The organism is Streptomyces sp. NPDC001980, from assembly GCF_040296885.1.
GTDB lineage: Bacteria > Actinomycetota > Actinomycetes > Streptomycetales > Streptomycetaceae > Streptomyces.
In genome coordinates this window covers 1-23,995 of record NZ_JBEOYD010000072.1, presented here as the reverse complement: position 1 = coordinate 23,995, position 23,995 = coordinate 1, and the positions used below count along the sequence as shown (strand labels likewise).

Here is a 23,995-nt window from a genome sequence, read left to right as displayed (position 1 = left end):
AGGTACCCCGGCTCGGGACGCGGTGATGCACCCGGCACTCCTGCATCCGGAGGCACGCGGATGGCGATCGGGCGGATCTCCACAGACGATGATCACGAACTCCCCTGGTGGCAGGCACCTCGATCTGCCGTGGTCCGTGAAGGAGGCACCCGTGAAAACCGTTTACACGGCATGGCAGGTGGCCGCGTGAGTCTTCGAAAGAACTCGCGGGACGCCACGCGCGAGCGGGCGCAACGGGCTCTGACGCACAACGGACGGTCACGCGTGTGCCTGGTGTCGGGCCTGCTGGTCCTCGTGCTGACGACCGCAGCCCTGGGCTATTTCGGTATCGGGGACCTGACCAGCGCCTTCACCTTTCCCGGTCGCCTCACTGGTGCGGTGCTCGTCGCCGTCGCCTTCACCGCGTTCCTGGGCACCGCCGCGCTCGTGGACCACTGGCTGTTTCAGACTTTCCCCAACTCCGGCTTGGTGGCCCTGCTCGGCGCGTTCCTGGCTCTCCTGGCCAACCTGACGCTCTTTTTTGAACTGCTGGCCAACGCCGACTCGAACCGTTGGAAGGTGCTGTTCGGCACCCTCATGTTGGGTTCGGCATGGACCGTCATCGTCTTGTGGCGGACGCTGACCACGATTCCCACTCCGAAGCGGGTAGCCACGGCACTGCTCGCCACCATCGTCATTGCGGTAGGAAATTTCGGCTATCAGAATCTCTACCTGCCGTCCCAGCGCGAGGTCAGGCCCGTCATCAAACTGACTCCGGGGGATCCAGTGACGAGTCCGGATCGAAAGGAATTCTCCGTACCGGTCGACATCACCCTTGAAAACCACAGCGACAAGAGTTTCGACGTGCTCGGCACGGAATTTCACACCATGGCACAGCGGGTAAGCATGAGCCCGAAAGACTTGCTTCTCCAGCAGTGGCGATCGGATGCCGAGCAGTGGAAGTCTTTTGAGGGCACACACCCACTGTCACGCAGAGAGATTCACCAGCCGGGCGAGTTGGTGCAGGCTCAACCGTGGATGCCATACGGAACGTCGATCGCCGCAAACGACACCGTGGCCGCCCGCGTCGTCGTGCAACTGCCCATGAACACGTCGTACGACCAAGTGGCTTTTTACGCCAGCGCCCACCTCACACGCAAGGACCGCGTGTCCTTGCAAAATCTAGATTTCCAGGGTTACAGCTGGCACAGCGAAAAGCTATCCCAAAGGGTGAAGCGGCTACAGGGGTACGACTACATCGCCTACCAGAGCAGGCTTCACGAGAACAATGCGATTGACGAGAATACACGGGACCCCCGATACGTCACTGTCTATTGGAGGTTCGACGCCCACGGCTCAAGCATCATCGAAACCATCGGAACCGAAGACGGTAAGGATGAGCCCAAGAAATCGACGGAAGACCGGTACGGCGTCCGCATCGTCGAGACGGGCCCAGTCGAACGAATCCTTTGGGACATCAAGCACAAACAATGACCGGCACCGTCGCCCCCGCTGCCGGTGCACGCTCCTCTGACAGCCGCTCCAGCCACACCACCAGCGCAAGCGAGCAGTTCACACGGTCCCAGGCGTACGAGTCGCCCATCCCCCACTGCGCCTCCCGCACCGCCCGGCACAGCGTGTCGATGTCGAACATCTCCGCTATGAGGGGATGCCGTGCGGAGCGGCAGAGGTCGATGAGTTCGTCGCCGTGTGCCCGCAGACCACGGACGTAGAGGTCGTTGAAGGGGATCTTGGCCGTTCGGCCGTGTATCCCGGGCGGGAGCAGATCCGCCATGGCCGCGCGCAGCACCGCCTTCGAACGGCCCGCTCGCATCGTGGCTTCGGCGGGAAGGTGCCGCATCGTCGCGATCACCTCCGGGTCGAGGAAGGGGTGCGAGAGGAAGAACCCGTTCTGCTGTGCGTAGCGCCAGGACAACGGGTCGGGAGCGGCAAGGTAGTTGGCCGCGTCGTAGAGCGATTGTTCCGGCCTGCTCCCGAACACGAAGCGGCTCTCGGCGATGCTGGCCGCGCGGTAGCCGTGAGCCCGCGCGAAGCCGGGTCGCAGCCAGGGCGGGCGGGTGAAGTTGCCGAGGCCCCCGAGTACTGTTCCGCGATGGACGAGCCTCGCGAACCGTTCGGCCGCCAGCGGAAGCGCCGGCCGCACCACGTGGGTGCCGACGATCTCACGGATTCCCCGTTCACTGGTTGCGGCGTGGGCACGTGCCTGCCTGGTCAGCTCCCGGAGCCTTCCGGAGCGGGCCAGCCGGTGCAGATGCAGGGGGTTGGAGTCGACGACCGGATCGGCCCCGCAACCGGTGAGAAGGATGTCGCAGCCCAGCTCCGCCGCGACGGCGTGCAGCCTGCTCCAGAACGGGGCGCGGAAGGCGTGGGCGTGCGGCTCGTCCGAGTCTCCCGCGTGGTGCTCGAAGTCGTCGAAGTCGGCCACGTCGTCAGCCTCGACGATCACCGGCCGGGCCGCCGGCGCAAGCCGGCGGACCGCGTCGACGGCCTCCTCGAGGTACGGCCGCTCCCCGGCCAGTTCTCCCCCGGCGAAGCGCCCGGCGAGCAGGATCAGGTCCGCGTCGGGGGCGTCACCCTCGGCGAGCAGACGCGCCGCGAGCAACGCGACGCTGGTGGAGTCGGTGCCGCCGGAGACGTGGCACGCGGTCGTCCTGCCGAGGCGGCGCGCGACCGCCTGCTCCAGGGCTCGGCGCAGATCCTGCCCGGCCGCGCCGGGGCCGTCTGCGGGCGGTGCCGGCGGCAGGCCGGCCCGACGGGCCCGCAGCACCGTCCGGCCGCGCAGCCTCCCGGTGCCCGAGAGTTCCACCACTTCGCCGCCGAGGACACGGTGCACCCCGGCGAACGGGCTCAGTTCCGCGTGCTGTTGGGCCATGTTCCCGGTCAGGTAGCGGCAGAAGTAACGGCGTTCCAGCTCCGCGGCGCGACCCAGGCTGCGTGCCGAGGTGCTCACGGCGCTCACGCGGCCGCCGGACTCTCGGAAGAACAGCGGGATGCGTGCCTGCGCGTCCCGCATCAGCAGCACGCGGTCCCGATACACCAGGACGGCCGCGAAGTCACCGGCCGGCAGCGGTGGTTCGGCTCCCGGACGGTCGAAGGCGTCGAGGAGGGCACCAGCGCCCGCCAGGCGGTCATGGACCGAGTCGGCCCAGCCGACGACCGCCGCGGTGCCGGCCGGTGAGGAGACCGTCGTGACGAGTCCCTGCCGAGCCATCGCCCCGGCGGTCCACAACTTCGCCGCACCGCCGGACCATTCGAGTCGGAGCGCTTCCAATGTCACTCGCTTCCGCAGCCGATCGAGAGAACGGGCGTGAATGCGTGCCCTCGCGGGTCGGCGGCGGGAACGCACAGCCCGGCCGCTGACGTCCAGGCGTGCAGGGCGAACGGGTGCTCACGCACCCCGACGTGCAGCGTGGCCTCGAAGCCGCACCGCCGCAGGAGGACGAACGCCGTCACGGCCTCGGCCTTGCAGTCGTCGTCGACGAACCAGCTTCTGCGGCCGTGTGCTTGGACCGCTCGTTTCAGCCGTGCCACGTCCTGCGGGGAAGGGGCGTCCGCGCGGGCGTAGCCAGGGGCGATCAGGGGCAGCAGCCGAAGTACGCGTCCGAAACCCATGGCACGGATCAGGAGATGTACACCGCGAAGCCAGAGCCCGACCTCGGCGTCCGTGCAGGCCTTTCGTCGGGCCGTCGCGCATCCGGCTCGGACGAGTCCAGTGACGAGTTCCGCCCGTTCCTCGGAGGTGCCGCCGACGAACTTCCGCACGTCGGCGGTCGTCATGCCGAGAAAACGCGTGCGCCGCCAGTCGGCGATGAGGGCTCCGCCGGACAACCTGGTGACACGGCAGTGGGGTGAAAGGATGTGCGTCATGGCCACGAGGGCATCGGTGTCCTCAGCCACCGCGCCTCCTCCCGTTCCAGGGGTGCGGGCGGGTCAGGACTGGTATCCGTGACCGTCGTAGTCGCCGCCGCTGAAACCCCGGATGAGACGGCCGTTGCCGAGAAGGACAAGGCCACGCGGCAGTCGGCGCCGCAGCATTCGGATGAACATCGCCCACCTCCAGTGCCGGGTCGGTGTCGATCATGTCCAGGCTACTCCGCCCCGAACGCCTCGCAACCGCTCCCTCGATCCGTGACGCTGGAGGGACGACACAGTCGAGGAAAGGTCCCATCGTGACAAGCATTCCGGCATACACGCTCAACGACGGTACGGCGATCCCCGCCACCGGCCTGGGCACCTGGCCGATGGACGACACGCAGGCCGAGCAGGCCGTTCGCCACGGGCTTGAGCTGGGTTACCAGCTCGTGGACACGGCCGTGAACTACCGCAACGAGTCCGGGGTCGGCCGGGGTGTGGCGAGCAGCGGCGTGCCCCGTGCGGAGGTGGTGGTGACGACGAAGCTGCCGGGCCGCCACCACGGCTACGAGGAGACCCTCGCCTCCTTCGAGGAGTCCCGGCAGCGGCTGGGCCTGGAGTACGTGGACCTGTATCTGATCCACTGGCCCAACCCCAGGGTCGGCAAGTACGTCGACTCGTGGAAGGCGATGATCAGGCTGCGCGAGGACGGTCTGGTGCGCTCGATCGGCGTCTCCAACTTCACCGAGGAGCACCTCACCCGGCTGGAGAAGGAGACCGGGGTGCTGCCCTCGGTGAACCAGGTGGAGCTGCACCCGCTGTTCCCGCAGGACGGGCTGCGGGCCTTCCACGCGGAGAAGGGCATCGTCACCGAGAGCTGGAGCCCGCTCGGCCGGGACGTCCGGCTCCTCGACGACCCGGCGGTCGTCGCCGTCGCGGAGGCGCACGGGGTGACGCCCGCCCAGGCGGTGCTGCGCTGGCACGTCCAGCTGGGTGCCCTGCCCATTCCGAAGTCGGCGGACGCCGAGCGGCAGCGGGCCAACCTGGACCTGTTCGGCTTCGAACTGGACGCCGCCCAGATGGCGGCCGTCTCCGAGCGGTCCCACCGGCGGCTCGGCGGCGACCCGGACCGCCACGAGGAGTTCTGAGCCGCCCGCCCGGGGACCCGGTCGCCGAACTGGACGGGACCGGACAGCAGGCCATGACGCGCGCCGGATGCACTTCGACTTCCGGCTGCAGGTCGACGACGTCCTGAAGTCCTGGTCGATCCCGAAGGGCCCGTCCGCCGGCCCCGGGGACAAGCGGCTGGCCGTGCCCACCGAGGACCATCCGCCGGCGTACGAGGACTTCGAGGGCGTGATCCCGAAGGGCGAGTACGGCGGTGGCACCGTGATCGTCTGGGACCACGGCTGGTACGAGCCGCTCAGCCACGACCGCAGAGGGCGCCCGGTCGGCTTCGGGGAATCGCTGGAGCGCGGGCACGCCACCTTCCGGCTGCACGGCTCCAAGCTGCACGGCGAGTACGCCCTGACCCGGTTCCGGGGCCGCGCCGGCGAGGACGCCTGGCTGCTGGTGAAGAAGGGCGCCGCGCGCCCGGACGGGCACGGCACGCCCGACCCGCGGCGGGCCCGTTCGGTGCGCTCCGGCCGCGCCCTCGCCCAGGTCGCGGCGGACGCGGGCGAGGCGTGACGGGCGGTGTCCGCCGGATGAGCGGCAACGCCTGCTGCGCGTACGCGGATTGAACCGTTCCTGCCCCGCCCGGCCGTGCGGGGGCCTATGTTCACGAAGGTACTCGATCTTCGGTTCAGGAGGCCCCCACACATGCGTACCGCGCTCCGTACCGCCATGGCCGGGGCGGTGGCCGCCGGCACTCTGCTGACCTGCGGCACCGCCCATGCCACCCCCGCCGGACCGGGCGTGACCGGCAGGGTGATCAGCCAGACCACCGTCGGGGACACCGACTACGTCCTGCGGGAGATCACCGTCCCGCCGGGCCAGACGACCGGTTGGCACTACCACGACGGCCCGGTCTACGGATACGTCCAGAAGGGCACGTTGAGCCACTTCCACTCGGACTGCAAGGAGGACGGCGTCTACCGGCAGGGCGGCGCGGTGTACGAGTCCGGCGGGCCGAGCGACGTCCATCTGGGCGCCAACCTCGGTGACACCGACCTGGTCCTGGACGTGCTGTACGTCCTGCCGCACGGCTCGCCGTACTCGGAGTCGGTGCCGAACCCGGGCTGCGACTTCGATTGACATGCTCCTCTCCCTGAAGGGCGAGGATTGTGGCCTTCTCGACTGGTTGCTGTGCCGCTACGCGGCACAGTTTCCGGTCGGGAATCCACGGCTTCCTGTTTCTTCGCGCTGTGCCGGGATCGCTCCCGGTCTTACCGGCGCTCCGCAGGCCGATACCGCCAGTCCGGCGGCCGTCTTCACGTTGATCGCGGCGTTGGTGTCCCGGTCGTGGACGGTACCGCAGCCGGCACAGGTCCATTCCCGGACGTTCAGGGGTTTGGGTCCGTCCTTGACCCCGCACGTGGAGCAGACCTGACTCGTCGGCTCGAACCGGCCGATGGTGATCAGAGTGCGGCCGTACCGTTCCGCTTTGTACCTGAGCATGCTGACGAACTGTGCCCATCCGGCGTCGTGCACGGACTTGGCCAGCTTGGTGCGGGTCAATCCCGCCACCGCCAAGGCCTCCACGGCGATCCCTTGGTTCTCGGAGATCAGCTTCGTGGAGAGCTGGTGGTGGAACTCACGCCGAGCATCGGCGACTTTGGCGTGGGCGCGGGCGACCTTGTGGCGGGACTTGGCCCGGTTCTTCGATCCCTTCTGCTTGCGGGACAGCTCCCGCTGGGCCTTCTTCAGCTTCTTCTCCGCGCGCCGAAGGAAGCGCGGTGAGTCGGTCTTCGTGCCGTCGGAGAGGACTGCGAAGTAAGTGAGGCCGAGATCGATGCCGATGGTGCGGTCGGTTTCCGGCATCCGGTTCTGGTCGGCGGCGGGGTCGGTGTCGATGACGAAGGAGGCGAAATACCTGCCTGCCGCGTCCTTGATGACGGTGACGGAGGTGGGGGCGGTGGGCAGGGTGCGGGACCACTTCACCTTCACCGCGCCGATCTTCGGCAGGTTCAGACGGCCACTGCCGGTGATACTCCAGCGGGCGTTGGCCGTGAACCGGATCGACTGCCGCGCGTCCTTGCGTGACTTGAAGTTTCGGCGTCCCGCAGGGACTGCTGGAGCACCACCGCGGAGACCTCGCCCAGCCAGGACCGCTCCTTCGTCTGCTTTGCCTCAGTGATCAGCGTCCGGGACAGCTCACCGGCCGTCGGGAACGGCCGGACGGCCTTGCGAGCGTCCTCGCGGGCGCGGACCGCGTCGTTGAACACCACTCGGGCGCACCCGAACGCCCGGGCCAGCGCGGCCTGTTGGATGCCGTCCGGGTACAGGCGGAAGCTGTACCGAAGCTGCATGACCGTCACCCTACGTACGTGGGTTATGGCTGAGATGCAGAAGATCAGAACTGGCCTGCACTGTACTTGTGTGCGGCATGTCCACTTCGTCTTGGTGACCGAGTTCCGGCACAAGGTGTTCACCGGTACCCATCTCGCCCGCATGGAGAAGATCATGCGGTCCGTGTGCACGCACTTCGGGTGCGAGCTGGTGGAGTTCAACGGCGAGGACAACCATATCCACCTACGGGTGAACTTCCCGCCCGAGGCCGCCGTCACCAAACTGGTCAGCTCCCCCAGGGGAGTCCCTCCCGCCGCCTGCGCCTGGGGGTACCCCCGGTCGGAGGCCGAGGGAGAGTTGCCCGACCTGGCGCGCCACTACTGGCGGGCCAACAAGCCCTGGTCCGGGTCCTACTTCGCCGCGACCGCCGGCGGTGCCGCGCTCGCTGTGGCCAGGAAGTACATCGAACAGCAGAACCGGCCCGGGGGAGCGCCACCCGGGCCGGCCGTGAGAAGCCCTCGAGACGCTCCGCGACGCAGGCGAGGAACCGTAGTGTCCGGCACCGCCGGATCAAAGCCCGCGACGCTCCGCGTCGCCACTGCCAGATTCACTTCACCACCGGCCCGAAGGCCGGTGTATTACGAATGAATTCCGGTAGCGCCGAGCAGCCTGTCACTCGTCGGCAACGGGCAACGGGCCCTCGGGCAGCGGCTGTTCGGCCCAGATCGTCTTGCCGCTGCCCGTCTGCCGGCTTCCCCAGCGCTGGGTGAGCTGGGCGACGAGGAGCAGGCCGCGGCCGCCCTCGTCGTACGCGTGCGCCCGGCGCAGGTGCGGTGAGGTGGAACTGCCGTCGGAGACCTCGCAGATGAGCGCACGGTCGCGGATCAGGCGTAGCTGGATGGGCGGTTCGCCGTAGCGGATGGCGTTGGTGACGAGTTCGCTGACGACGAGCTCGGTGACGAACGCGGCCTCGTCCAGGCCCCAGTCGCTGAGCCGCTCGACGGCCGCCTGCCGGAAGTGCGCCACCTCGGCGGGGTCGGGCGGCACGTCCCAGGTGGCGACCCGGTCGGCGCCGAGCGCGCGGGTGCGGGCCAGCAGCAGGGCCACGTCGTCGGCCGGCTGTTCCGGCATGACGGCCTTGAGGACGTTGTCGGTGAGGTCCTCCAGGGAGTCGGCGGATGCGCTCAGGGCGCGGCACATCTCCTCGGTGGCGCGGTCCACGTCCCGGTCGCGGTCCTCGACCAGGCCGTCCGTGTAGAGGGCGACGACGGCTCCCTCGGGCAGTTCGAGCTCCGTCGCCTCGAAGGGCAGACCGCCGACGCCGAGCGGCGGGCCCGCGGTCATCGGGATCAGTTCGGCCGCGCCGCCCGGCAGCACGACCGCGGGCGCCGGATGCCCGGCGGCGGCGAGGCTGAGCCGCCGCGAGACGGGGTCGTAGACGGCGTACAGGCAGGTGGCGCCGAGTTCGGCGACCTCCTCGCCGGAGCCGTCGGCGGCGAGGTGGGTGACCAGGTCGTCCAGGTGGGTGAGGAGTTCGTCGGGGGGCAGGTCCACGTCCGCGAGGGTGCGTACGGCGGTGCGCAGGCGGCCCATGGTGGCGGAGGAGCGGATGCCGTGGCCGACGACGTCGCCGACGACCAGGCCGACCCGGCTGCCGGAGAGCGGGATCACGTCGAACCAGTCGCCGCCGATGCCGGCCTGCGATCCGCAGGGCAGATAGCGGTGGGCGACCTCGACGGCGACCTGGGGCAGGCCGCGGGGCAGCAGGCTGTGCTGGAGGGCTAGGGCGGTGGAGCGCTCGCGGGCGAAGCGGCGGGCGTTGTCGATGCAGACGGCGGCGCGGCTGGCGAGTTCCTCGGCGAAGACGGTGTCGTCGATGACGTAGGCGTCGGGGTGGCGCATGCGCACGCCCACGACGGCACCGAGCAGGACGCCCCGGGCCTGCAGGGGTACGGCGATCATGGAGTGGACGCCCTCGCGGTAGGGCCGGCCCGCGGGTGAGAGGGCGTTGCGCTCCTCGACCCAGCGGCGGAACTCGGGCTCGCCGGCCTGGCCGACCACGGCCCGCCGCTCCCGCAGTGCCCGCGCCGGCGGTGACGCCGCCAGGTGCACCTCGGCGTCGCCCAGCCGTACGGCCGCCTCGGGGGTGCCCTCGGTCGCGGAGCCGTGGGCGACCCGGCGCAGCGCGATGTCGCCTTCCGGCACGGTGAGCGGCTCCTCGGCGCCGAGGACCCAGTCGAGGAGGTCGACGCTGGCGAAGTCGGCGTACCGGGGGACGAGGAGTTCGACGAGTTCCTCGGCGGTGCGCACCACGTCCAGGGTGGTGCCGATGGAGGTGGCCGCCTCGTTGAGGAGGGCGAGCCGGAGCCGGGCCAGGTACTGCTCCGTGCTGTCGAAGGCGGCGAGGGCGACGGCGGTGAGTTCGCCGGCGGGGTCCCGCAGCGGCCACATCTCGATGCTCCAGGCGTGCTCCCGGTTCAGGACGGGGGCACCGGTGAAGCTCTCGTAGCGGACGGGCCGGCCGGTCTCGACGACCTGGCGCAGATGACGCAGGAAGCCCTCGCTGTGCGGGGCCTCCTCGACGGTGTCCGGGAAGAAACGGCCCAGGAGGGCCTCCTCGGGGACGCCCAGGACGTGGCAGGCGGCGGCGTTGGAGCGGAGGTAGCGCTGGCTGACGTCGAAGACCGACATCGACATGGAGGCCTGCTGGAAGGCCTGGCCGGCGAGGGTGGGGTCGGCCTGAAAGGGCGGGTCGGCGGTGAGCACGTAGCCGGTGGTCCCGCCGTCGGGGCCGAGGACGGGGCAGGCGGTCAGGGCGATCTCCGTGCGCCGTCCGTCGGCGTGCCGCAGGGCGACGGTCCCGGAGCGGGCGGCCAGCGCCTCGGCGGGGACCTGCTCGGCGAGGAGGTCGGTGGCGGGCTTGCCCACGACCTCCTCCGCCCGGTGCCCGGTGAGCATCCGCGCGCCCTCGCTCCACCCTGTCACCCGGCCCAGGGCATCGATGATCGCCGCGGCAGCGACACGCTCCATACGCCCCAGGATGGGACCTATGTCCCGGCGCATCAAGCGCGGACCGGGGCCGTCGGCTCAGCCCTGGTGGGCGCGCAGGGCGGCCAGCGCCCGGTCGGCGTGGGTGTTCATGCGCAGTTCGCTGCGGACGACCTCCAGGACGGTACGGTCCTGGGCGATCACGAAGGTGGCCCGCTTGGTCGGGGCGAGCGAGAAGCCCCGCTTCACGCCGAACTGCTCCCGGACGGCGCCGTCCGCGTCGGAGAGCAGCGGCATGCCGAGCGTGTGCTTGCCGGAGAACTCCTGCTGGCGTTCCACGCTGTCCCCGCTGATCCCGACGGGCCGGGCGCCGACGGCCGCGAACTCGGCGGCGAGGTCCCGGAAGTGGCAGGCCTCGGCGGTGCAGCCGGCGGACAGGGCGGCGGGATAGAAGAAGAGCACGACGGGCCCTTCGGCCAGCAGCTCCGTGAGGGTCCGCGTCGTACCGGTCTCGTCCGGCAGCGCGAAGTCCTCCGCCTTGCTTCCCACCTCGACAGGTGCCGTCATCTATCGGCCCTCCTCGTTGCGTGCGACCCCGCGCGCCCACAGCACGAGGGGGATCTGGAGCGGCAGCCGGGCAAGGGCCGCGGTCCTGAGCGGCTCGGGCCGCTTCTGCCAGTCGACGGCCATCTGCACGTTGGCAGGGAAGACGCCCACGAAGAAGGCGGCGGCCGCCCGGGCCGCCGCCTTGCGGGTACGCGGCAGGGCGATCCCCGCCGCCAGCGCCAGCTCCACGGCCCCGCTGCCGTACGTCCATGCCCGCGGGGATCCCGGCAGCGCCTTCGGGATCGTCGCGTCGAACTGTTTCGGCACCGCGAAGTGGGCGACCCCGGCGGTGGCGAGCAGTCCCGCGAGCAGCAGGGGTGAACGTTCGGACAGGGCCACGAAGCCTCCTCTGACGACCTGCCGCCGGATATTACCGGGGGGTACCGGCCCGCTCCGCGCCGGGTAGGCCGTCGCCTCGTCCCCGCCGGCGCCTCACACGGTCCGGGAGGCCGGGGGCACCGTCTCGGCGGTCTCGTGCCCGGGCTCGTCCTCGACCGCGTAGGCAAGGAAGTCGTCGACCATGCGGTGGAAGAGCGTGGCCAGCTGTCGCAGTTCCTCCGGCTCCCAGTCGTTGAGGGCCAGCTGCATGCCGCGTGCCCCGGCGTCCCGGACCTGGTCGACGGCGGCCCGGCCGGCGTCGGTGAGTTCGATGCGCTGGGCGCGGCGGTCGTCCGGGTCGGGGACGCGGGTGACGTAGCCCGACCGCTGGAGCTGCTGCACCGTGCGGGTGACATGGGACGCCTCGACTCCGAGCCGCTGCGCCAGCTCCCCCGGGCGCAGCGGCTCGGAGTCGGCGACCTGGCGCAGCAGGGCCACCGCGGCGCGGTCCAGCGGCACACCGGCCAGGGCCATCAGCCGCTCGTGCTGGCGGGCCCGGGTGCTCAGGTAGGTGATGCGCGTCAGGGCACGCTCGATCTCCTCGACCTCCGGGGTGGCGGCGGGGACGTCTGACAGCGGTTCTGTGGGCATACCGGCCAGTTTACCATATCGTTGCGTAACTCAAGTAAGTTACTGCGCCGGTTTACCCACCGTACTGCGCGGTGCGTACGCACCCGTTGTCAGATTCCGTGTTCGCGCAACGGCCCGACGGCGAGTCCCCGCTGGTCACAGCTGTCCAGAAGACGTGGCAGCGCACCCAGGGCCGAGCGCCAGGCGCCCGGCGCCGAGGTGCAGTCGGAGTCGTGCAGCAGGATCGTGCCGCCGCCGTCCAGGTCCCGGACGACCGTGCGGTGGACGGAGTCCGGGGTGGCGCGGGCGGTCCAGTCCTCGCCCCAGCAGGTCCACAGCACCGGGGTGAGACCGAGCCGGCGGGCGGCCAGATGGGCGGCGGTGGACATCACCCCGTACGGGGGCCGGAACAGCCGCGGCGCCTGTCCGGTGAGCGCGCCGACGGTGTCCCGGGCCCGGGCGAAGTCGTCGTGGGTGGCCCGGGGGCCGCGCAGCAGGAGCGGTCGGTGCAGCCAGCCGTGGATCCCTATCTCGTGCCCGGCGGCGGCGATCTCCCGGACCAGGCCGGGCGAGCGGCGGGCCTGGCAGCCGAGCAGGAAGAAGGTGGCCCGGACCCGCCGCTCGTCCAGGGCGCGCAGGAAGAACGGGGTCGACAGCGGGTCCGGGCCGTCGTCGAAGGTGAGGGCGACGTGGTCCGCCCGGCCCCGGCCGGCGAGGCGGGGCATGACGCGGTTGCGCAGCGGTCCGAAGGTGGAGATCACGGGGGCCGCGTGCAGGGCGAGCGCCGGGAGGGTGGCGAAGGCGGCCGTGCGCAGGAGCCGTACGGGGGTGGTCATGAGTGGTGGTCCTCCTGGTGCGGGCCGCCGGGGTGGGCGTCGTCGTCGAGGTCCAGGGTGTGGCCGATGGCGTGGATGACGCCCGATCCGCTGCCGGTCGTGGCGACCGCGGTGCCGACCGCACCGGCCCAGAGGACACAGGCCACGGCCCCGCTGGCGGCGAGGCGCCGGACGGCCTGGCGCGTCCCGCGCCGGGCGGGCGCCATGCCGGGAGTGCGGACGTCCGGGTCCGCCGGGGGCGACGGCGGCCGGTCGAGGCCGAGCGGGACCGGCAGCCGGCCGGTCGTGCGGCAGGCCCGGGCGATCTCGTCCGCGGGGCCCGCTCCTGCGGCGGCGAACAGGGCACGGCCCGCCTCGCGTTGCAGCAGGCCGCGCGGGCCGTCGATCAAGTCGCCGAGTACGTCCTTGAGTTCGGCCGGGTCACGGATCCAGGCGGCGACCCCGGCCTGGTCGAGCGCCGCGGCGTTGGTGAGGCCGTGGCCCGGTATGCAGCGGTAGCTCGCGACGGGCAGACCGGCGGCGAAGGCCTCCAGCGAGGTCAGACCGCCCGCGTTCTGCACCAGCACGTCGGCCGCGTGCATCAGGCCCGGCATGTCGTCGACCCAGCCGTGGACGTGCTCGATGCCGTCGGCGCGCAGCTGCCCGGCAAGGGCCTCGTTGCGGCCGCAGACGACGACCGGTACGGCCGCGCCGCAGTCGCGCAGCTCCAGGGCCACCTGCCGGACCGGGCCGACCCCCCACGAGCCGGCCACCAGCAGCGCCAGCGGGGCGTCCTCGGGGAGCCCGAACCGGGCCCGGGCCGCCCGGCGCCGCTCTGGGTCGGCGGGACGGAAACGCGGGTCCGCCACCGGACCGCCCACCCGGACGTCCCGGGCGCCCAGGGCGCGGGCCTGCGCGGCGGGTACGGCGTGGGCGGCGAGATGGACGTCGACGCCCTCGGCCACCCACAGCGGGTGCACCGAGAAGTCGGTGAGATAGGTGAACACCGGTACGTCGAGGCGGCCGGCCAGCCGCAGCCTGCCCAGGACGCGGCTGGCGCCGGGATAGGTGGAGACGACGGCGCCGGTGTCGGCGGGGAGGGCGGCACGCATGCGGTTCTCTGCGGTGCGCAGCAGCGCGCGGGCCAGCGGGCCACCGCCTCCGGCGCGTTCGGTGCTGGTGTAGACGCGCTGGTAGATCCAGGGCGCCCGGACGAGCATCCGGTGGTAGCCGTCGCGGACGGCCCGGCCGAGCCGGGCGGGCAACAGGTCGAGCAGGTCGTACCGGTCGACCGTGACACCGGCCGCCGTCAGCCGGCGTTCCAGTTCGCGCGCGGCGCCGTCGTGGCCCGCGCCGATGCTCGCGGAGACGATCACGACGCGCTCGGCAGGCGTCACAGGCCGGGGGGCGCGGGCGGGCCGGGGACGCAGGGCGGCGGCCGCCAGGGCGCGCAGATGCACCGTACTTCCGAGGTGGGGCATGGGTGGGTTCCTCCGCAGAGACTCCGCAGGTGGAGTGGAGCGGCGAAACTCTACAACATGTAGTAGGTAAACTCGTACAACTTGTAGTAGACGGCTTTCGTGCAGGTCAGTGACTGTCACCCCCGGCTCTACATGCCGTAGTAGCACTCCGAGTAGGCTGTGGGCTCGAACGTTGGTTGAAGGACGGTGAACGGTGCGCGACCGGAAGATCGACGAGACCGGCGAGGCATCCGGCCGACGGGCCCCCGGCGAGCTGGAGAGCGGCGTACTGGCCGCCCTCTGGGCCGCCTCCGAGCCGCTGACCGCCCGGCAGGTCCAGGAACGGCTGCCCGGGGACCTCGCCTACACGACGGTGCTGACGATCCTGTCCCGGCTGCACGACAAGGGCACGCTGGTACGGCACCGGGCGGGCCGGGGCTACGCGTACGCGCCCGTGCGCGACGAGGCGTCCCACACCGCCCAGCGGATGCACACCCTGCTGGAGCGCGGATCCGACCGGGAGGCCGTGCTCAGCCGGTTCGTCTCCGAACTCTCCGAGCAGGACGAGCAGTTGCTGCAGCGTCTGCTCGGGGACCACGACGCGGGCCTCGCCGGCGAAGGACCGTGAGCCGATGACCGTCAGCGTCTACGTCCCCTTCCTGGTCACCGTGGTCCTCGCGGTGCTCGCGCCCCGGCTCGCCCGGCGGTTCGCGCCGCGCCCGGCGGCCTGGGCACTGGCCGGCGGCGCACTGGTGACGGCGCTCGGCTGGCTGGGCTCGCTGGCGCTGCTGGCGTTCACCGGGCTCGCGCAGATCCCCGAGGTCGCGGAGGAGGGCCGCTGGTCGGTGACGGCGCTGCGTGCGGACGACCCCGTGTACCTCACCGTGTCCGCGGTCGCGACGGTCGCCCTGCTCGTCTCCCTCACCGGCCTCGCGGTCGCCGCCGTGCGACAGGCCCGGCATCTGCTCTGGGCCCGCCGGGAGTGCGCACGGCTGCCCGGGGACCTGGAGCTGACCGTGCTCGACGACGCGTCGCCGCACGCCTTCGCGCTCCCCGGGGCGCCGGGCCGGATCGTGGTCTCGCACGGGATGCTGCGCTGCCTCGGCGACACCGAGCGGGAGGCCCTGCTCGCCCACGAGCGGGCCCACCTGCGCGGCCGCCACCACGTTTTCCAGAGCGCATGGCGTCTCACCGCCGCGGCCTGCCCGCTGCTGCGGCCGCTCGCCGAGACCGGCGGTTACGTGCTGGAGCGCTGGGCCGACGAGGAGGCCGCGGAGCACGTCGGGGACCGGACGGTCGTCGCACGCGCGGTGGGCCGCGCGGCCCTCGCCTCGGCCAAGGCCCCGGCCGGCGCCTCGCTCGCGGCGACCGGCGGCGCCGTGCCGCAGCGGGTCCGGGCGCTGCTCGCCCCACCGCCGCCGCGCCGCGCGCTGCCGCTGGTGGCGGGCGCCGCGCTGCTCGCGCTGTCGTGCGCGAGCCTGGCGGAGGCCACGTCCGACAGTGAGCGCATGATCGAGGGCGCCCAGTTCGCCGCGTGCGTGACCGCGCTCAAGGACACCGGGATGCCGGCGCAGCCGCCCGCACACGGCCCCTGCTGCCACCCGCCCCGCGACCACGACGAGCCGGGCCCAGACCCCCGCTGAGCGCCGCGGGGCTTGACACCTCGATCGGAACGAGGGTTATCGTCACCCGACGATCGTCAGGATTCCTGATGGTCGGTCCGTCGCCCGCCGGTGCCGCACCGTGGTCCGGGCCCCCTCCCGATCGGAGCCGCATGTCCCTTCTGGCCCGCCCCTCGGTCGCCGCGCTCGCGGCGACGACCATGCAGCGCCTGACCGGGTTCGCGAGCAGACGCCCGAGCGGCCCGGGCTCCGACGCCGCCTCGCACGCCCGGTTCCCCGAATTCCCCCGCACAGTGCGGACCTTGACCATCCCGACGTCCGTCGCCCCGGCCCGCGCCACGGTGTACCTGCCACCGGCCACGGCCCCCGCTCCCCCGGTGCACGTCAACTTCCACGGCGGCGGTTACGTCATGTCGCTCACCGAGCTCGACGACCCGCTCTGCCGGTTCCTGGCCGCCGAGGCCGGGGTGGTCGTGGTCAACGTCGACTACGTCGTCGCCCCGCAGCACCGATTCCCGGCCCCGCCGCGCCAGGCCTACGAAGTGGTCCGCTGGGTCGCCGAGCAAGCCGCCGAACAGGGCTGGGACGGCACCCGGCTCACCGTCGGCGGGCAGAGCGCCGGCGGCGGCCTCGCGGCGGCGGTGGCCCGGCAGGCGCTGGCCGAGGGCGGCCCCGCCATCGCCCTCCAGGTCCTCCACTATCCCCCGCTGGACCTGGCGACGGACCTCGCCGACAAGCCCGCCACCGTCGCCAGGCCGGTGCTGCGGCCCTGGATGGCGGACGTGTTCAACTCGGCGTACGTCCCCGACCCGAAGAACCGCACCGACCCCCTGCTCTCCCCCGCCCACCCGTCCGACGCGGCCGATCTGACGGGGATCGCCCCGGCGCTGGTGATCACGGCCGAGTTCGACCTGCTGCGGGCGGAGGGCGAGCGGTATGCCTCACGGCTGGGGGCGGTGGGGGCGTTGGCGGAGTACCACGAGGTGGCGGGGGTCGATCACGGATACGACGGCAAGGACGACGCGAAGGCGCGGGAGGTGTATGCGCTGATCGCGCGTCATGTGCGGGCGGTTCGGGGACAGGGCGCCTGAGAGCTCGGGGTGCGCTGCCGGTGCGCGACCGACCGTTGTCTGTGGCTGGTCGCGCCCACGCGGCGGTAGCCGCACATCGACTGGCGCCGCAGTCGGCAGATCGCAGCACTTCCGGCGGAGCGCCTAGCCTTCGAACCGCGGCGCAGTCACGCCCAACCGGTCTGCATGCTCGGTGAGTTCACGCCATACCTTCGAAGCCACGGGAATGCCCTTCGCCCCCCGCTCCTCGGCCACCGCCGCACTGCGCTCGCCCGGGTAGAACACCCCGTCCGCGCCGTCCGCGACCGGCAGCCCCTTCAGCGTGCCCAGGGTGTCGTCGACGCCCGCGGCAAAAGCCTCCGGGTCACCGAAAGCCGCCGGGTCCACGGCGATGAGCAGGGCGTTCTGCCGGTGTTTGCGGTCGCCGGCGTGGAAGGACGCGAAGATCGGGGCCCCGACGAGGACGCTGGTCAGGAGTTCGAAGGCGAGGGACATGCCGGAGCCCTTCGCGCCGCCCAGCGGCAGGGGCATGACCGCCAGTTCCGGGTCGGTCGTCGGGGTGCCGTCCTCCGTCGCGGCCGCGCCCTCCGGCAACGGCGTGCCGCTCGCCTTCGCCTGACGGATCTTGCCGAGGGCGATGGTGGCGGTGGCCATGTCCAGCAGCAGCGGGGCGTGTTCGCGGGCCGGTACGGCGATGGCGAGGGGGCTGGTGGCGACGGCCGCGCCCTTGACGCCGGTGTAGCCCATGTTGGGCATGCCGGCCACGAACCCGAGCCCGACCAGGCCCTGTTCCGCGATCCGGGACACGTAGTAGCCGATGGCACCGGTGTGGACGGTGCGGCGGACACCGACCGAGGCGATGCCGGTCTCGCGGGCCCGTCGTACCGCCTCGTCGGCGGCGGCGGTCAGGGCGACGGGGCCGGGGGCACGGTCGGCGTCGAGGACGGCGGCGGCCGGGGCCGTCGACTCGACCGTCATCTGCGGCTGCGCGTTGGCGACGCCCTTGGCGAGCAGGTCCAGGTAGGCGGGGACGCGGGCGGTGCCGTGCGAGTCCACACCGCGCTGCGCGGCCCAGACGAACACGTCGGCGGTGGTGCGGGCGTGCTCGGCGCTCAGGCCGCCCTTTTCGAGGAGGGCGGCGGAGAAGGCGCGCAGGTCGTCGGCGGGGACCAGGATCTTGGTGGGGGTGCTGGACATGGTTGCGGTAGGTCTCCTGGCTAGCGGGTGACTAGGACGTCCACGACGGCGGTCGTGCCCTCGGCCACGGCCTTGAGGGCGCGTTCGAGCGCCGGTGCGAGCGCCTCCGACGTGTCGACGGTCTCGGTGTGCATGCCGAACGGCTCGGCGAAGTCGGCGAGCCGGGGCAGCCGGTGCAGATCGGTGCCGAGCCATTCGCCGGTCTCGGCGGCCGCGCCGTCGGGGTAGAACCGGCGGTGGTTGAGGTTCATCGACTTGTAGACACGGTTGTTGAACACCACGATCAGCAACGGCAGTTCGTACGCGTTCGAGGCGTCGTACGAGGGGATCACCGGGTTGTAGGTGAAGGCGCCGTCGCCGATGGTGAGGACCACCGGCCGCTGTCTGGCGGCGAGTTTGACGCCGAGGGCGACCGCGATGCCCTGGCCGAGTCCGCCCTGGACGTAGAAGTAGGAGTCGGGGTCGGCGGTCTGGAGGTGGCGCTTGACGACCCGGTTGTGGGTGATGGTCTCGTCGACGACGATCGCGTCCTGCCCGTGCAGCAGCCGGCGCAGGGTGGCGGAGACAAGTACCGGTTCGATGCCCTTGGCCTCGGCCGCCTTCGTCTCCGCCGCCGCGATCGCGGACTGCTCGGCGGCGTGCCGTTCCTGCTGCGCCGCACGGCGCACCTCCACCGCGCGCTCGTCGAGGTCCTTGGCCCGCTTGGTCAGCTGGCGCAGCGTGTTGGCGACGTTGCCCTCCAAGTAGGTGTCGGCGAAGAGCACTTGGTAGACGACGTGCGGGCGCTGCGGGACCTCGTCGATGACGACGATCTTGGCCTTGGACGGGCGGCGGGAGGGCGGGTAGAAGGGCGCCCGGCAGTTCACGAGCAGGACGAGGTCGGCCGTGTCCATCCAGGGGCCGATGTCACTCCCCGCGTGCAGCGGGTGGGTGCGGGGGAAGTTGCCGCAGACCGCCGAGTCCGGCTCGACGACCGGGATGTTCCAGGCCTCGGCGAAGGCGACCAGGGCCTCGAAGCCGCCCTGCTCGCGCCCCGCCGTCTCGGTGACGATCACGGGGTTGGCCGCCTCGCGGATCAACTGCGCGACCGGGTCGACCTCCTCCGGCGAGCTGTGCGTGGACCCCGGCCGGACGACCGGCTTGGCCTCGCGGCCGTCCCACTCCTCCAGGAGGATCTCCAGCGGGATGTTCAGGTACGCCGGCCCGGCCGGAGCCCGCCAGGCCAGCTCCGCCGCCCGGGTGATCATGGTGGGCAGCGTGTGCACGCTGGCGGCCTCGGTGGACCACTTGGTGAAGGGCTGGGCGATGCCGTGCGGGCCGCCCACGATCGACAGGTTGCGGTACCACTGGCCGCCCGGGTCGTGGCCGGGGGCGTCGCCGTACGTCGTCGACTCCGAGGAGGCGACCACCATCGGCACGCCGGCCAGCAGCGCGCCGTGCACGGCCATCGAGCCCTGGAGCAGGCCCGGTGCCGCGTGCAGCAGCACGCCCTGCGGTCGGCGCTCGATCAGCCCGTACCCGGTCGCCATGCCCACGGCGACCGTCTCGTGGGTCAGGTCGAGGTACCGCGGGGCGGGCTCGCCGTCGCGGTGGCGGCGGGCCAGCGCCTCCCACACCGGGGCCCATTCGGACCCCGAGGAGCAGAAGACGTAGTCGGCGCCCGCCGCGTTGAAGGCGGAGACGACGGCGTCGCCGCCGTCGGTCCGTGGGGTGTTGGTCATCGCCGGTGTTTCCTCAGCCCTCGATCGGCCAGTTCAGGACCTCGGAGATACCGCGGCCCATGATCCATTCAAGTTCCTCGGGCGTGAAGTCCCAGTGCTTGGTGAACTGCTCGATCGTGTCGGTGTAGGTGATGCCGTGGCCGAGCAGCCGGGTGATGTCGGTGCCGTAGAAGCAGCGCTGCGGGCCCATCTTGTCGACCATCTCGCGCACGTACTTCTGGATGTTGTTGTTCGGGAAGGGCTGCGTGGAGTAGCCCGGCAGCGCCGACACCTTGACGTAGATGTTCGGGTGGACGTGCAGGTCGGCGGTCTCCGAGGCCCAGTAGCCGATCGCGTCGTCGACGCAGCGGGCCATGATGCCCATGTGGTCGATGATGATCTTCAGCTCGGGGTGCCTGGCGGCGATCTCGCCGAGCTCGCGCTTCCAGATCGGGGCGTGGACCATGGTCGGGATGCGCAGTTCCTCGGCGATCGGCCAGTACCAGTCGTTGGTGCCGTCGATCATCCAGTTCCGGTCCTGCGGCCGGTGGAAGGTGAGCCGGGTGCCCTTGACGTGCGGGTTCTGCGCGAAGTCCTTGAGCATGGCCTTGCCCTCTTCGGGCTTGTTCTGCGGGATGCGGGCCATGATGCCGAACCGGTCCGGGTGGGCCTCACAGGCCTCCAGGGCGTAGTCGATGCGGTCGCCCTCCCAGGACGGCGGCAGGATCAGCGCCCGGTTCACGCCGGCCTCGTCCATCAGCTCCAGGGCCTCCTCGTAGGAGAAGGGGTCCTCGCGGTGGCCGTTGAGCCGGATCCGCTCCCGGGCGCCGGGCACCCAGGGGCGGTCCGGGGTCTCTTCCTTCCAGATGTGGATCTGCGTGTCGACGACGAACATGGCGCGAACTCTTTCTCTTGACCGAAGGCTTGGGGTGGTACGGAGGGAACGCTAGGCAAACCGCGGGCTCTTGCGGAGATCCCGGAGCGCAAGCTGTTGTTGCACGGAAGTGCGCTGTTCGCGGGGCATACGGCCGCTGCTTCAGGCGTCGTCGAAGACGGCCGCGGTGATGTGTTCGGCGATCGCCATGGAGGCCGTGGCGGCCGGCGAGGGGGCGTTGCGTACGGCGGTGATCCGGCCGACCCGGTGGATGCGGAAGTCGTCGACGAGCGTGCCGTCGCGGTCCAGCGCCTGCGCCCGTACACCCGCCCCGCCGCGCACCACGTCACGGACGCCGACGCCCGGGACGTACCGCTTGGCGTCCTTCATGAAGGCGGCCGCGGAGAAGGAGCCGCGGTACTCCTTGACGCCGGTACGCCAGTGCCGGCCGGCCATCCGCCAGGTGCCCGGGTAGGCCGCGAGGGCCAGCAGGTCCCGGGGCGAGACCTTGCTGCGCCGGTAGCCCTCCCTGGCGAGGGCGAGGACGGCGTTGGGGCCGACCTCCACCGAGCCGTCGACGCGCGGGGTGAAGTGCACGCCGAGGAAGGGGTAACGCGGGTCGGGCACCGGGTAGACGAGCCCGCGCACGAGATGGGTCCGGTCCGGTTTGAGCAGCATGTACTCGCCGCGGAAGGGGATGATCCGGGGCTCCTGCCGGTCCTGCGCCAGCTTGGCGACGGAGTCGGACTGGAGGCCGGCGCAGAGGATCAGCCGGTCGACGCGGATCCGGTCCTGTCCGGAGGCGACCTCGATTCCTGCGGGCACGGTGGTGATCGAGGTGACCGGGAAGCCCAGGCGCACCTCGCCGCCCGAGTCCACGACGTCCTTCGCGAACGCGCGGGCGACCGCCGGGTAGTCGGTGATCGCGGTACGCGGGGAGTGCAGGGCCGCGATGCCGCCGACGTGCGGCTCCAGTTCCCCGATCTCCTCGCGCGCGATCTTCCGGAGCTCCGGTACGTGGTTGTTCTTCGCCCGCTCGTACAGGTTCTCCATCCGGCCGAGCTCGTCCTCGCGGACCGCCACCACCAGCTTGCCGATCTCGTCGTACGGCAGCCGCCGGTCCCGGCAGTACTCGCGCAGCAGGGACACGCCCCGCACGCACAGGTCGGCCTTGAGACTGCCCGGCGTGTAGTAGATGCCGGCGTGCACCACGCCGGAGTTGTGGCCCGTCTGGTGCCGGGAGACCTCCTGCTCCTTCTCCAGGACCACGACCCGGGTGCCGGGCCGGCGCAGGGCGATCTCCCGCGCCGTGGCCAGGCCCACGATGCCGGCGCCGACGACGCCGACCGTCTCGTCAGCCATGGGCCCGCTCCGGGGCACCGAAGTGGACGGCCACCGTCTTGACGCGCGTGGAGAACCTCAGGACCTCCTCGCCCTGCTCCTTGTAGCCCGTGCCGGAGTCGTGAAAGCCGCCGAAGGGCAGATGGACGTCCCAGCCGGTGGTCGTCGTGTTGACCGCGACCTGCCCGCACTCGGCCTCGTCGGCGAATCGGTATGCCGAGCCGAGGTCGCGGGTGAACACGGCGGCGGCGAGCCCGAAGTCGGAGTCGTTGACCGCTTCCACGGCCGCGGCGAAGTCGCCGACCGCGCGGACGGCGAGGACGGGGCCGAAGACCTCCTCCCGCCAGACGGCCATGTCCGGGGTGATGCCCGCGAGGACGGTGGGTTCCACGTAGCAGCCGTGCGGCCGCTCGGCGTCCGCCCCGCCCCCCGTGAGCACGGTCGCGCCCTGCGCCACCGCCCTGCCCAGGTCGGCGAGGACGCTGTCGCGCTGCTTCGGGCTCGACAGCGGGCACAGGGTGGTCGCCGGGTCGGTGCCGGGGCCGACGGCCAGCGCCCGTACCTCCGCGACCAGCAGCGTGACGAACTCGTCGTGCACCGGCTGCTCGACGATCACCCGGCTGGTGGCCGTGCAGCGCTGTCCGGCCTGGCCGAAGGAGGCGGCCACGACGGCCTTCGCGGCGGCCGGCAGATCGGCGTCGCGCAGCACCACCGACGCGTTCTTGCCGCCGAGTTCGCCCTGGAAGCGGACGTTGCGGTCGGCGAGGCGGCGCCGGATGCGGTTGCCCACGGCGTTGGAGCCGGTGAAGGTGATGCCGACGATCCGGCGGTCGTCGAGGAGGGCCTCCTCGATCTCGGCGGTCCGGCCGGTGACGACGTTGAGGACGCCGGCGGGCAGGCCCGCGTCGTGCAGGGCGCGGGCGAAGTGGAGCCCCGAGAGGGGGGTCTCGGTGGCCGGCTTGAACACGGCCGCGTTGCCGGTGGCGAGCAGCGGGGCGAGCTTGCGGGCCGGGGTAATCAGCGGGTCGTTCCAGGGGCTGATCACCAGGATCACGCCGATCGGCTCGCGCTGGGTGTGCGTACGGTGGTCCGGGCGTACGTCGTGCAGGAGGGTGCCGTAGCCCTGGCGGGCGAGGCCGGCGTAGTACTCCAGGAAGTCGGCGGCCTTCAGGGTCTCGCCGGTCGCCTCGGCCAGGGTCTTGCCGTTCTCCGCGGTGACGTCGGCGGCGATCTCCCCGGCCCGCTCCCGGATCAGCCGGGCCGCCTCGGTGAAGACGCGGGCCCGCTCGAAGGGGCTGGTGCGCTTCCAGACGGCGAAGCCGCGCTCGGCGTGGTCGTAGGCCCGGGTGACGTCCTTGGCGGACAGGGCCGGGACCCGGGCGAGGGGGGTGCGGACGTCGGCGGGGTCGTGGACGTCGATCCATTCGCCGGTCCGCACCCACTCCCCGCCGGAGAGGGTTTCCAGAGTGCGCATGGAGATCACTTCCTTTGTCGTCCGCGCTGCCGCCCGTGCGGGCCGTCTGCGACAACACACCATGTGGGAGGGGGTCCACCAGCCCCGCGGGGGCAGGCATTGATTGCGCTGTGCGCGAGCCGTCGGGCGCATGATCCATGCTGGAATCGGGCGGGCCGGACACGTTCTGAGACACGTTCTGAGGAGAAACGGATGGCATACACAGTCGTCGCCCACTACCGCTGCGCGCCCGCCGACGAGGCCGCGGTGCGCGCCGCGCTGCTGAAGGCGCGGGAGGCCACGCGGACCGAGCCCGCGAACCTGATGTACGAGGTGCACGTGGTGGAGGGCGAGCCGGGTGGGTTTCTGTTGTACGAGCGGTATGTGGACCGGGAGGGGTTCGAGGCGCACAAGGCGGCCGAGCACTTCAAGGAGGTCGTTGTGGGGGTGGTGTGGCCGTTGCTCGTGGAGCGCACGGTGACTTTTGCCGAGGTTCTTTAGCGTCTGCCGGGCTGGTGTGGGTGAAGAAGGCGCGGGTGCCCGGGGGTTGCTCGCGCAGTTCCCCGCGCCCCTAAAAGAAGGGGCGCTGCACAAGCGCCCCTTTAGGGGCGCGGGGAAC

21 protein-coding genes and 2 pseudogenes are annotated in these 23,995 nt (G+C 71.6%); 9 read left to right on the top strand and 14 right to left on the bottom strand.

Annotated elements, in window-relative coordinates; genetic code table 11:
- Positions 1–60 precede the first annotated feature (60 nt).
- A complete protein-coding gene (locus ABT137_RS48715; RefSeq protein WP_351720014.1) occupies positions 61–1,473 on the top strand; it encodes a hypothetical protein in 1,413 nt (470 codons plus the stop codon).
- On the opposite strand, the gene ABT137_RS48710 is transcribed toward ABT137_RS48715, so the two are convergent.
- Both ABT137_RS48710 and ABT137_RS48705 read right to left on the bottom strand, forming a co-directional pair.
- Positions 1,457–3,211 (bottom strand): asparagine synthase-related protein, encoded by a 1,755-nt coding sequence (locus ABT137_RS48710; protein ID WP_351720012.1) that lies wholly within the window; start codon positions 3,209–3,211, stop codon positions 1,457–1,459. The genes ABT137_RS48715 and ABT137_RS48710 overlap by 17 nt on opposite strands.
- A gap of 62 nt (positions 3,212–3,273) precedes the next feature.
- Positions 3,274–3,897: a lasso peptide biosynthesis B2 protein gene (locus ABT137_RS48705; protein ID WP_351720010.1), complete on the bottom strand. Its 624-nt coding sequence runs from the start codon at positions 3,895–3,897 to the stop codon at positions 3,274–3,276.
- Between the two features lie 272 nt (positions 3,898–4,169).
- Here ABT137_RS48705 and ABT137_RS48700 point away from each other — a divergent pair, with 272 nt between their 5' ends.
- The 3 genes and pseudogenes from ABT137_RS48700 to ABT137_RS48690 all read left to right on the top strand — a co-directional run bounded on the left by ABT137_RS48700 (position 4,170) and on the right by ABT137_RS48690 (position 6,108).
- Positions 4,170–5,000: an aldo/keto reductase gene (locus ABT137_RS48700; RefSeq protein WP_351720007.1), complete on the top strand. Its 831-nt coding sequence runs from the start codon at positions 4,170–4,172 to the stop codon at positions 4,998–5,000.
- Positions 4,978–5,541, top strand: a pseudogene (locus tag ABT137_RS48695) (DNA polymerase ligase N-terminal domain-containing protein); the annotation flags it as partial. The gene ABT137_RS48700 and the pseudogene ABT137_RS48695, both read left to right, overlap by 23 nt.
- Before the next feature lie 132 nt (positions 5,542–5,673).
- A complete protein-coding gene (locus tag ABT137_RS48690; protein ID WP_351720005.1) occupies positions 5,674–6,108 on the top strand; it encodes a cupin domain-containing protein in 435 nt (144 codons plus the stop codon).
- A 57-nt stretch (positions 6,109–6,165) separates the two neighbouring features.
- Here the strand turns inward: ABT137_RS48690 and ABT137_RS48685 are convergent.
- A pseudogene (locus ABT137_RS48685) lies at positions 6,166–7,322 on the bottom strand (RNA-guided endonuclease InsQ/TnpB family protein).
- On the opposite strand from ABT137_RS48685, the gene tnpA reads away from it, so the two are divergent.
- Positions 7,321–7,950, top strand: coding sequence for an IS200/IS605 family transposase (gene tnpA / locus ABT137_RS48680; protein ID WP_351720002.1), 630 nt, complete (start codon positions 7,321–7,323; stop codon positions 7,948–7,950). The pseudogene ABT137_RS48685 and the gene tnpA sit on opposite strands and share 2 nt — an antisense overlap.
- A 24-nt stretch (positions 7,951–7,974) precedes the next feature.
- Here tnpA and ABT137_RS48675 read toward each other — a convergent pair whose 3' ends face one another.
- The 6 genes from ABT137_RS48675 to ABT137_RS48650 all read right to left on the bottom strand — a co-directional run bounded on the left by ABT137_RS48675 (position 7,975) and on the right by ABT137_RS48650 (position 14,140).
- Complete coding sequence (locus tag ABT137_RS48675) at positions 7,975–10,332, bottom strand: ATP-binding SpoIIE family protein phosphatase (protein ID WP_351720000.1); 2,358 nt, start codon at positions 10,330–10,332, stop codon at positions 7,975–7,977.
- Between the two features lie 57 nt (positions 10,333–10,389).
- Positions 10,390–10,857 (bottom strand): peroxiredoxin, encoded by a 468-nt coding sequence (locus ABT137_RS48670; RefSeq protein WP_351719998.1) that lies wholly within the window; start codon positions 10,855–10,857, stop codon positions 10,390–10,392.
- Positions 10,858–11,235 (bottom strand): DoxX family protein, encoded by a 378-nt coding sequence (locus ABT137_RS48665; RefSeq protein ID WP_351719996.1) that lies wholly within the window; start codon positions 11,233–11,235, stop codon positions 10,858–10,860.
- Positions 11,236–11,328: 93 nt separating this feature from the next.
- Complete coding sequence (locus ABT137_RS48660) at positions 11,329–11,865, bottom strand: MarR family winged helix-turn-helix transcriptional regulator (protein ID WP_351719994.1); 537 nt, start codon at positions 11,863–11,865, stop codon at positions 11,329–11,331.
- An 89-nt stretch (positions 11,866–11,954) separates the two neighbouring features.
- Positions 11,955–12,680: a polysaccharide deacetylase family protein gene (locus ABT137_RS48655; RefSeq protein WP_351719992.1), complete on the bottom strand. Its 726-nt coding sequence runs from the start codon at positions 12,678–12,680 to the stop codon at positions 11,955–11,957.
- On the bottom strand, positions 12,677–14,140 hold the full coding sequence (locus ABT137_RS48650; RefSeq protein WP_351719990.1) for a glycosyltransferase: 1,464 nt from the start codon (positions 14,138–14,140) through the stop codon (positions 12,677–12,679). Before ABT137_RS48650 ends, ABT137_RS48655 begins: the two co-directional genes overlap by 4 nt.
- A 193-nt stretch (positions 14,141–14,333) precedes the next feature.
- Here ABT137_RS48650 and ABT137_RS48645 point away from each other — a divergent pair, with 193 nt between their 5' ends.
- From ABT137_RS48645 to ABT137_RS48635, 3 genes are all read left to right on the top strand, one after another.
- A complete protein-coding gene (locus ABT137_RS48645; protein WP_351719988.1) occupies positions 14,334–14,747 on the top strand; it encodes a BlaI/MecI/CopY family transcriptional regulator in 414 nt (137 codons plus the stop codon).
- A gap of 4 nt (positions 14,748–14,751) precedes the next feature.
- Positions 14,752–15,762 (top strand): M56 family metallopeptidase, encoded by a 1,011-nt coding sequence (locus tag ABT137_RS48640; RefSeq protein WP_351719986.1) that lies wholly within the window; start codon positions 14,752–14,754, stop codon positions 15,760–15,762.
- A gap of 131 nt (positions 15,763–15,893) precedes the next feature.
- Complete coding sequence (locus ABT137_RS48635; RefSeq protein ID WP_351719983.1) at positions 15,894–16,832, top strand: alpha/beta hydrolase fold domain-containing protein; 939 nt, start codon at positions 15,894–15,896, stop codon at positions 16,830–16,832.
- Between the two features lie 123 nt (positions 16,833–16,955).
- On the opposite strand, the gene ABT137_RS48630 is transcribed toward ABT137_RS48635, so the two are convergent.
- The 5 genes from ABT137_RS48630 to ABT137_RS48610 all read right to left on the bottom strand — a co-directional run bounded on the left by ABT137_RS48630 (position 16,956) and on the right by ABT137_RS48610 (position 23,397).
- On the bottom strand, positions 16,956–18,008 hold the full coding sequence (locus ABT137_RS48630; protein ID WP_351719982.1) for an Ldh family oxidoreductase: 1,053 nt from the start codon (positions 18,006–18,008) through the stop codon (positions 16,956–16,958).
- Between the two features lie 20 nt (positions 18,009–18,028).
- A complete protein-coding gene (locus ABT137_RS48625) occupies positions 18,029–19,729 on the bottom strand; it encodes a thiamine pyrophosphate-dependent enzyme (RefSeq protein ID WP_351719979.1) in 1,701 nt (566 codons plus the stop codon).
- A gap of 13 nt (positions 19,730–19,742) precedes the next feature.
- On the bottom strand, positions 19,743–20,603 hold the full coding sequence (locus ABT137_RS48620; protein WP_351719977.1) for an amidohydrolase family protein: 861 nt from the start codon (positions 20,601–20,603) through the stop codon (positions 19,743–19,745).
- Positions 20,604–20,744: 141 nt separating this feature from the next.
- The gene (lhgD, locus tag ABT137_RS48615; RefSeq protein WP_351719974.1) at positions 20,745–21,944 is read right to left on the bottom strand and encodes an L-2-hydroxyglutarate dehydrogenase; all 1,200 of its coding nucleotides are present in this window, start codon (positions 21,942–21,944) and stop codon (positions 20,745–20,747) included.
- Complete coding sequence (locus ABT137_RS48610) at positions 21,937–23,397, bottom strand: aldehyde dehydrogenase family protein (protein WP_351719972.1); 1,461 nt, start codon at positions 23,395–23,397, stop codon at positions 21,937–21,939. The genes lhgD and ABT137_RS48610 overlap by 8 nt, the downstream gene beginning before the upstream one ends.
- 192 nt (positions 23,398–23,589) lie before the next feature.
- On the opposite strand from ABT137_RS48610, the gene ABT137_RS48605 reads away from it, so the two are divergent.
- On the top strand, positions 23,590–23,877 hold the full coding sequence (locus tag ABT137_RS48605; protein WP_351719970.1) for a putative quinol monooxygenase: 288 nt from the start codon (positions 23,590–23,592) through the stop codon (positions 23,875–23,877).
- Positions 23,878–23,995 lie beyond the last annotated feature (118 nt).

What these genes read in the sequence shown, in the direction of transcription:
- ABT137_RS48620 (WP_351719977.1), bottom strand. Translation starts at nt 20,603, where the DNA reads ATGTTCGTCGTCGACACGCAGATCCACATCTGGAAGGAAGAGACCCCG.
- tnpA (WP_351720002.1), top strand. Translation starts at nt 7,321, where the DNA reads ATGACCGTCACCCTACGTACGTGGGTTATGGCTGAGATGCAGAAGATC.
- ABT137_RS48640 (WP_351719986.1), top strand. Translation starts at nt 14,752, where the DNA reads ATGACCGTCAGCGTCTACGTCCCCTTCCTGGTCACCGTGGTCCTCGCG.
- ABT137_RS48655 (WP_351719992.1), bottom strand. Translation starts at nt 12,680, where the DNA reads ATGACCACCCCCGTACGGCTCCTGCGCACGGCCGCCTTCGCCACCCTC.
- ABT137_RS48715 (WP_351720014.1), top strand. Translation starts at nt 61, where the DNA reads ATGGCGATCGGGCGGATCTCCACAGACGATGATCACGAACTCCCCTGG.
- lhgD (WP_351719974.1), bottom strand. Translation starts at nt 21,944, where the DNA reads ATGGCTGACGAGACGGTCGGCGTCGTCGGCGCCGGCATCGTGGGCCTG.
- ABT137_RS48625 (WP_351719979.1), bottom strand. Translation starts at nt 19,729, where the DNA reads ATGACCAACACCCCACGGACCGACGGCGGCGACGCCGTCGTCTCCGCC.
- ABT137_RS48650 (WP_351719990.1), bottom strand. Translation starts at nt 14,140, where the DNA reads ATGCCCCACCTCGGAAGTACGGTGCATCTGCGCGCCCTGGCGGCCGCC.
- ABT137_RS48660 (WP_351719994.1), bottom strand. Translation starts at nt 11,865, where the DNA reads ATGCCCACAGAACCGCTGTCAGACGTCCCCGCCGCCACCCCGGAGGTC.
- ABT137_RS48630 (WP_351719982.1), bottom strand. Translation starts at nt 18,008, where the DNA reads ATGTCCAGCACCCCCACCAAGATCCTGGTCCCCGCCGACGACCTGCGC.
- ABT137_RS48610 (WP_351719972.1), bottom strand. Translation starts at nt 23,397, where the DNA reads ATGCGCACTCTGGAAACCCTCTCCGGCGGGGAGTGGGTGCGGACCGGC.
- ABT137_RS48690 (WP_351720005.1), top strand. Translation starts at nt 5,674, where the DNA reads ATGCGTACCGCGCTCCGTACCGCCATGGCCGGGGCGGTGGCCGCCGGC.
- ABT137_RS48635 (WP_351719983.1), top strand. Translation starts at nt 15,894, where the DNA reads ATGTCCCTTCTGGCCCGCCCCTCGGTCGCCGCGCTCGCGGCGACGACC.
- ABT137_RS48675 (WP_351720000.1), bottom strand. Translation starts at nt 10,332, where the DNA reads ATGGAGCGTGTCGCTGCCGCGGCGATCATCGATGCCCTGGGCCGGGTG.
- ABT137_RS48710 (WP_351720012.1), bottom strand. Translation starts at nt 3,211, where the DNA reads ATGGCTCGGCAGGGACTCGTCACGACGGTCTCCTCACCGGCCGGCACC.
- ABT137_RS48605 (WP_351719970.1), top strand. Translation starts at nt 23,590, where the DNA reads ATGGCATACACAGTCGTCGCCCACTACCGCTGCGCGCCCGCCGACGAG.
- ABT137_RS48670 (WP_351719998.1), bottom strand. Translation starts at nt 10,857, where the DNA reads ATGACGGCACCTGTCGAGGTGGGAAGCAAGGCGGAGGACTTCGCGCTG.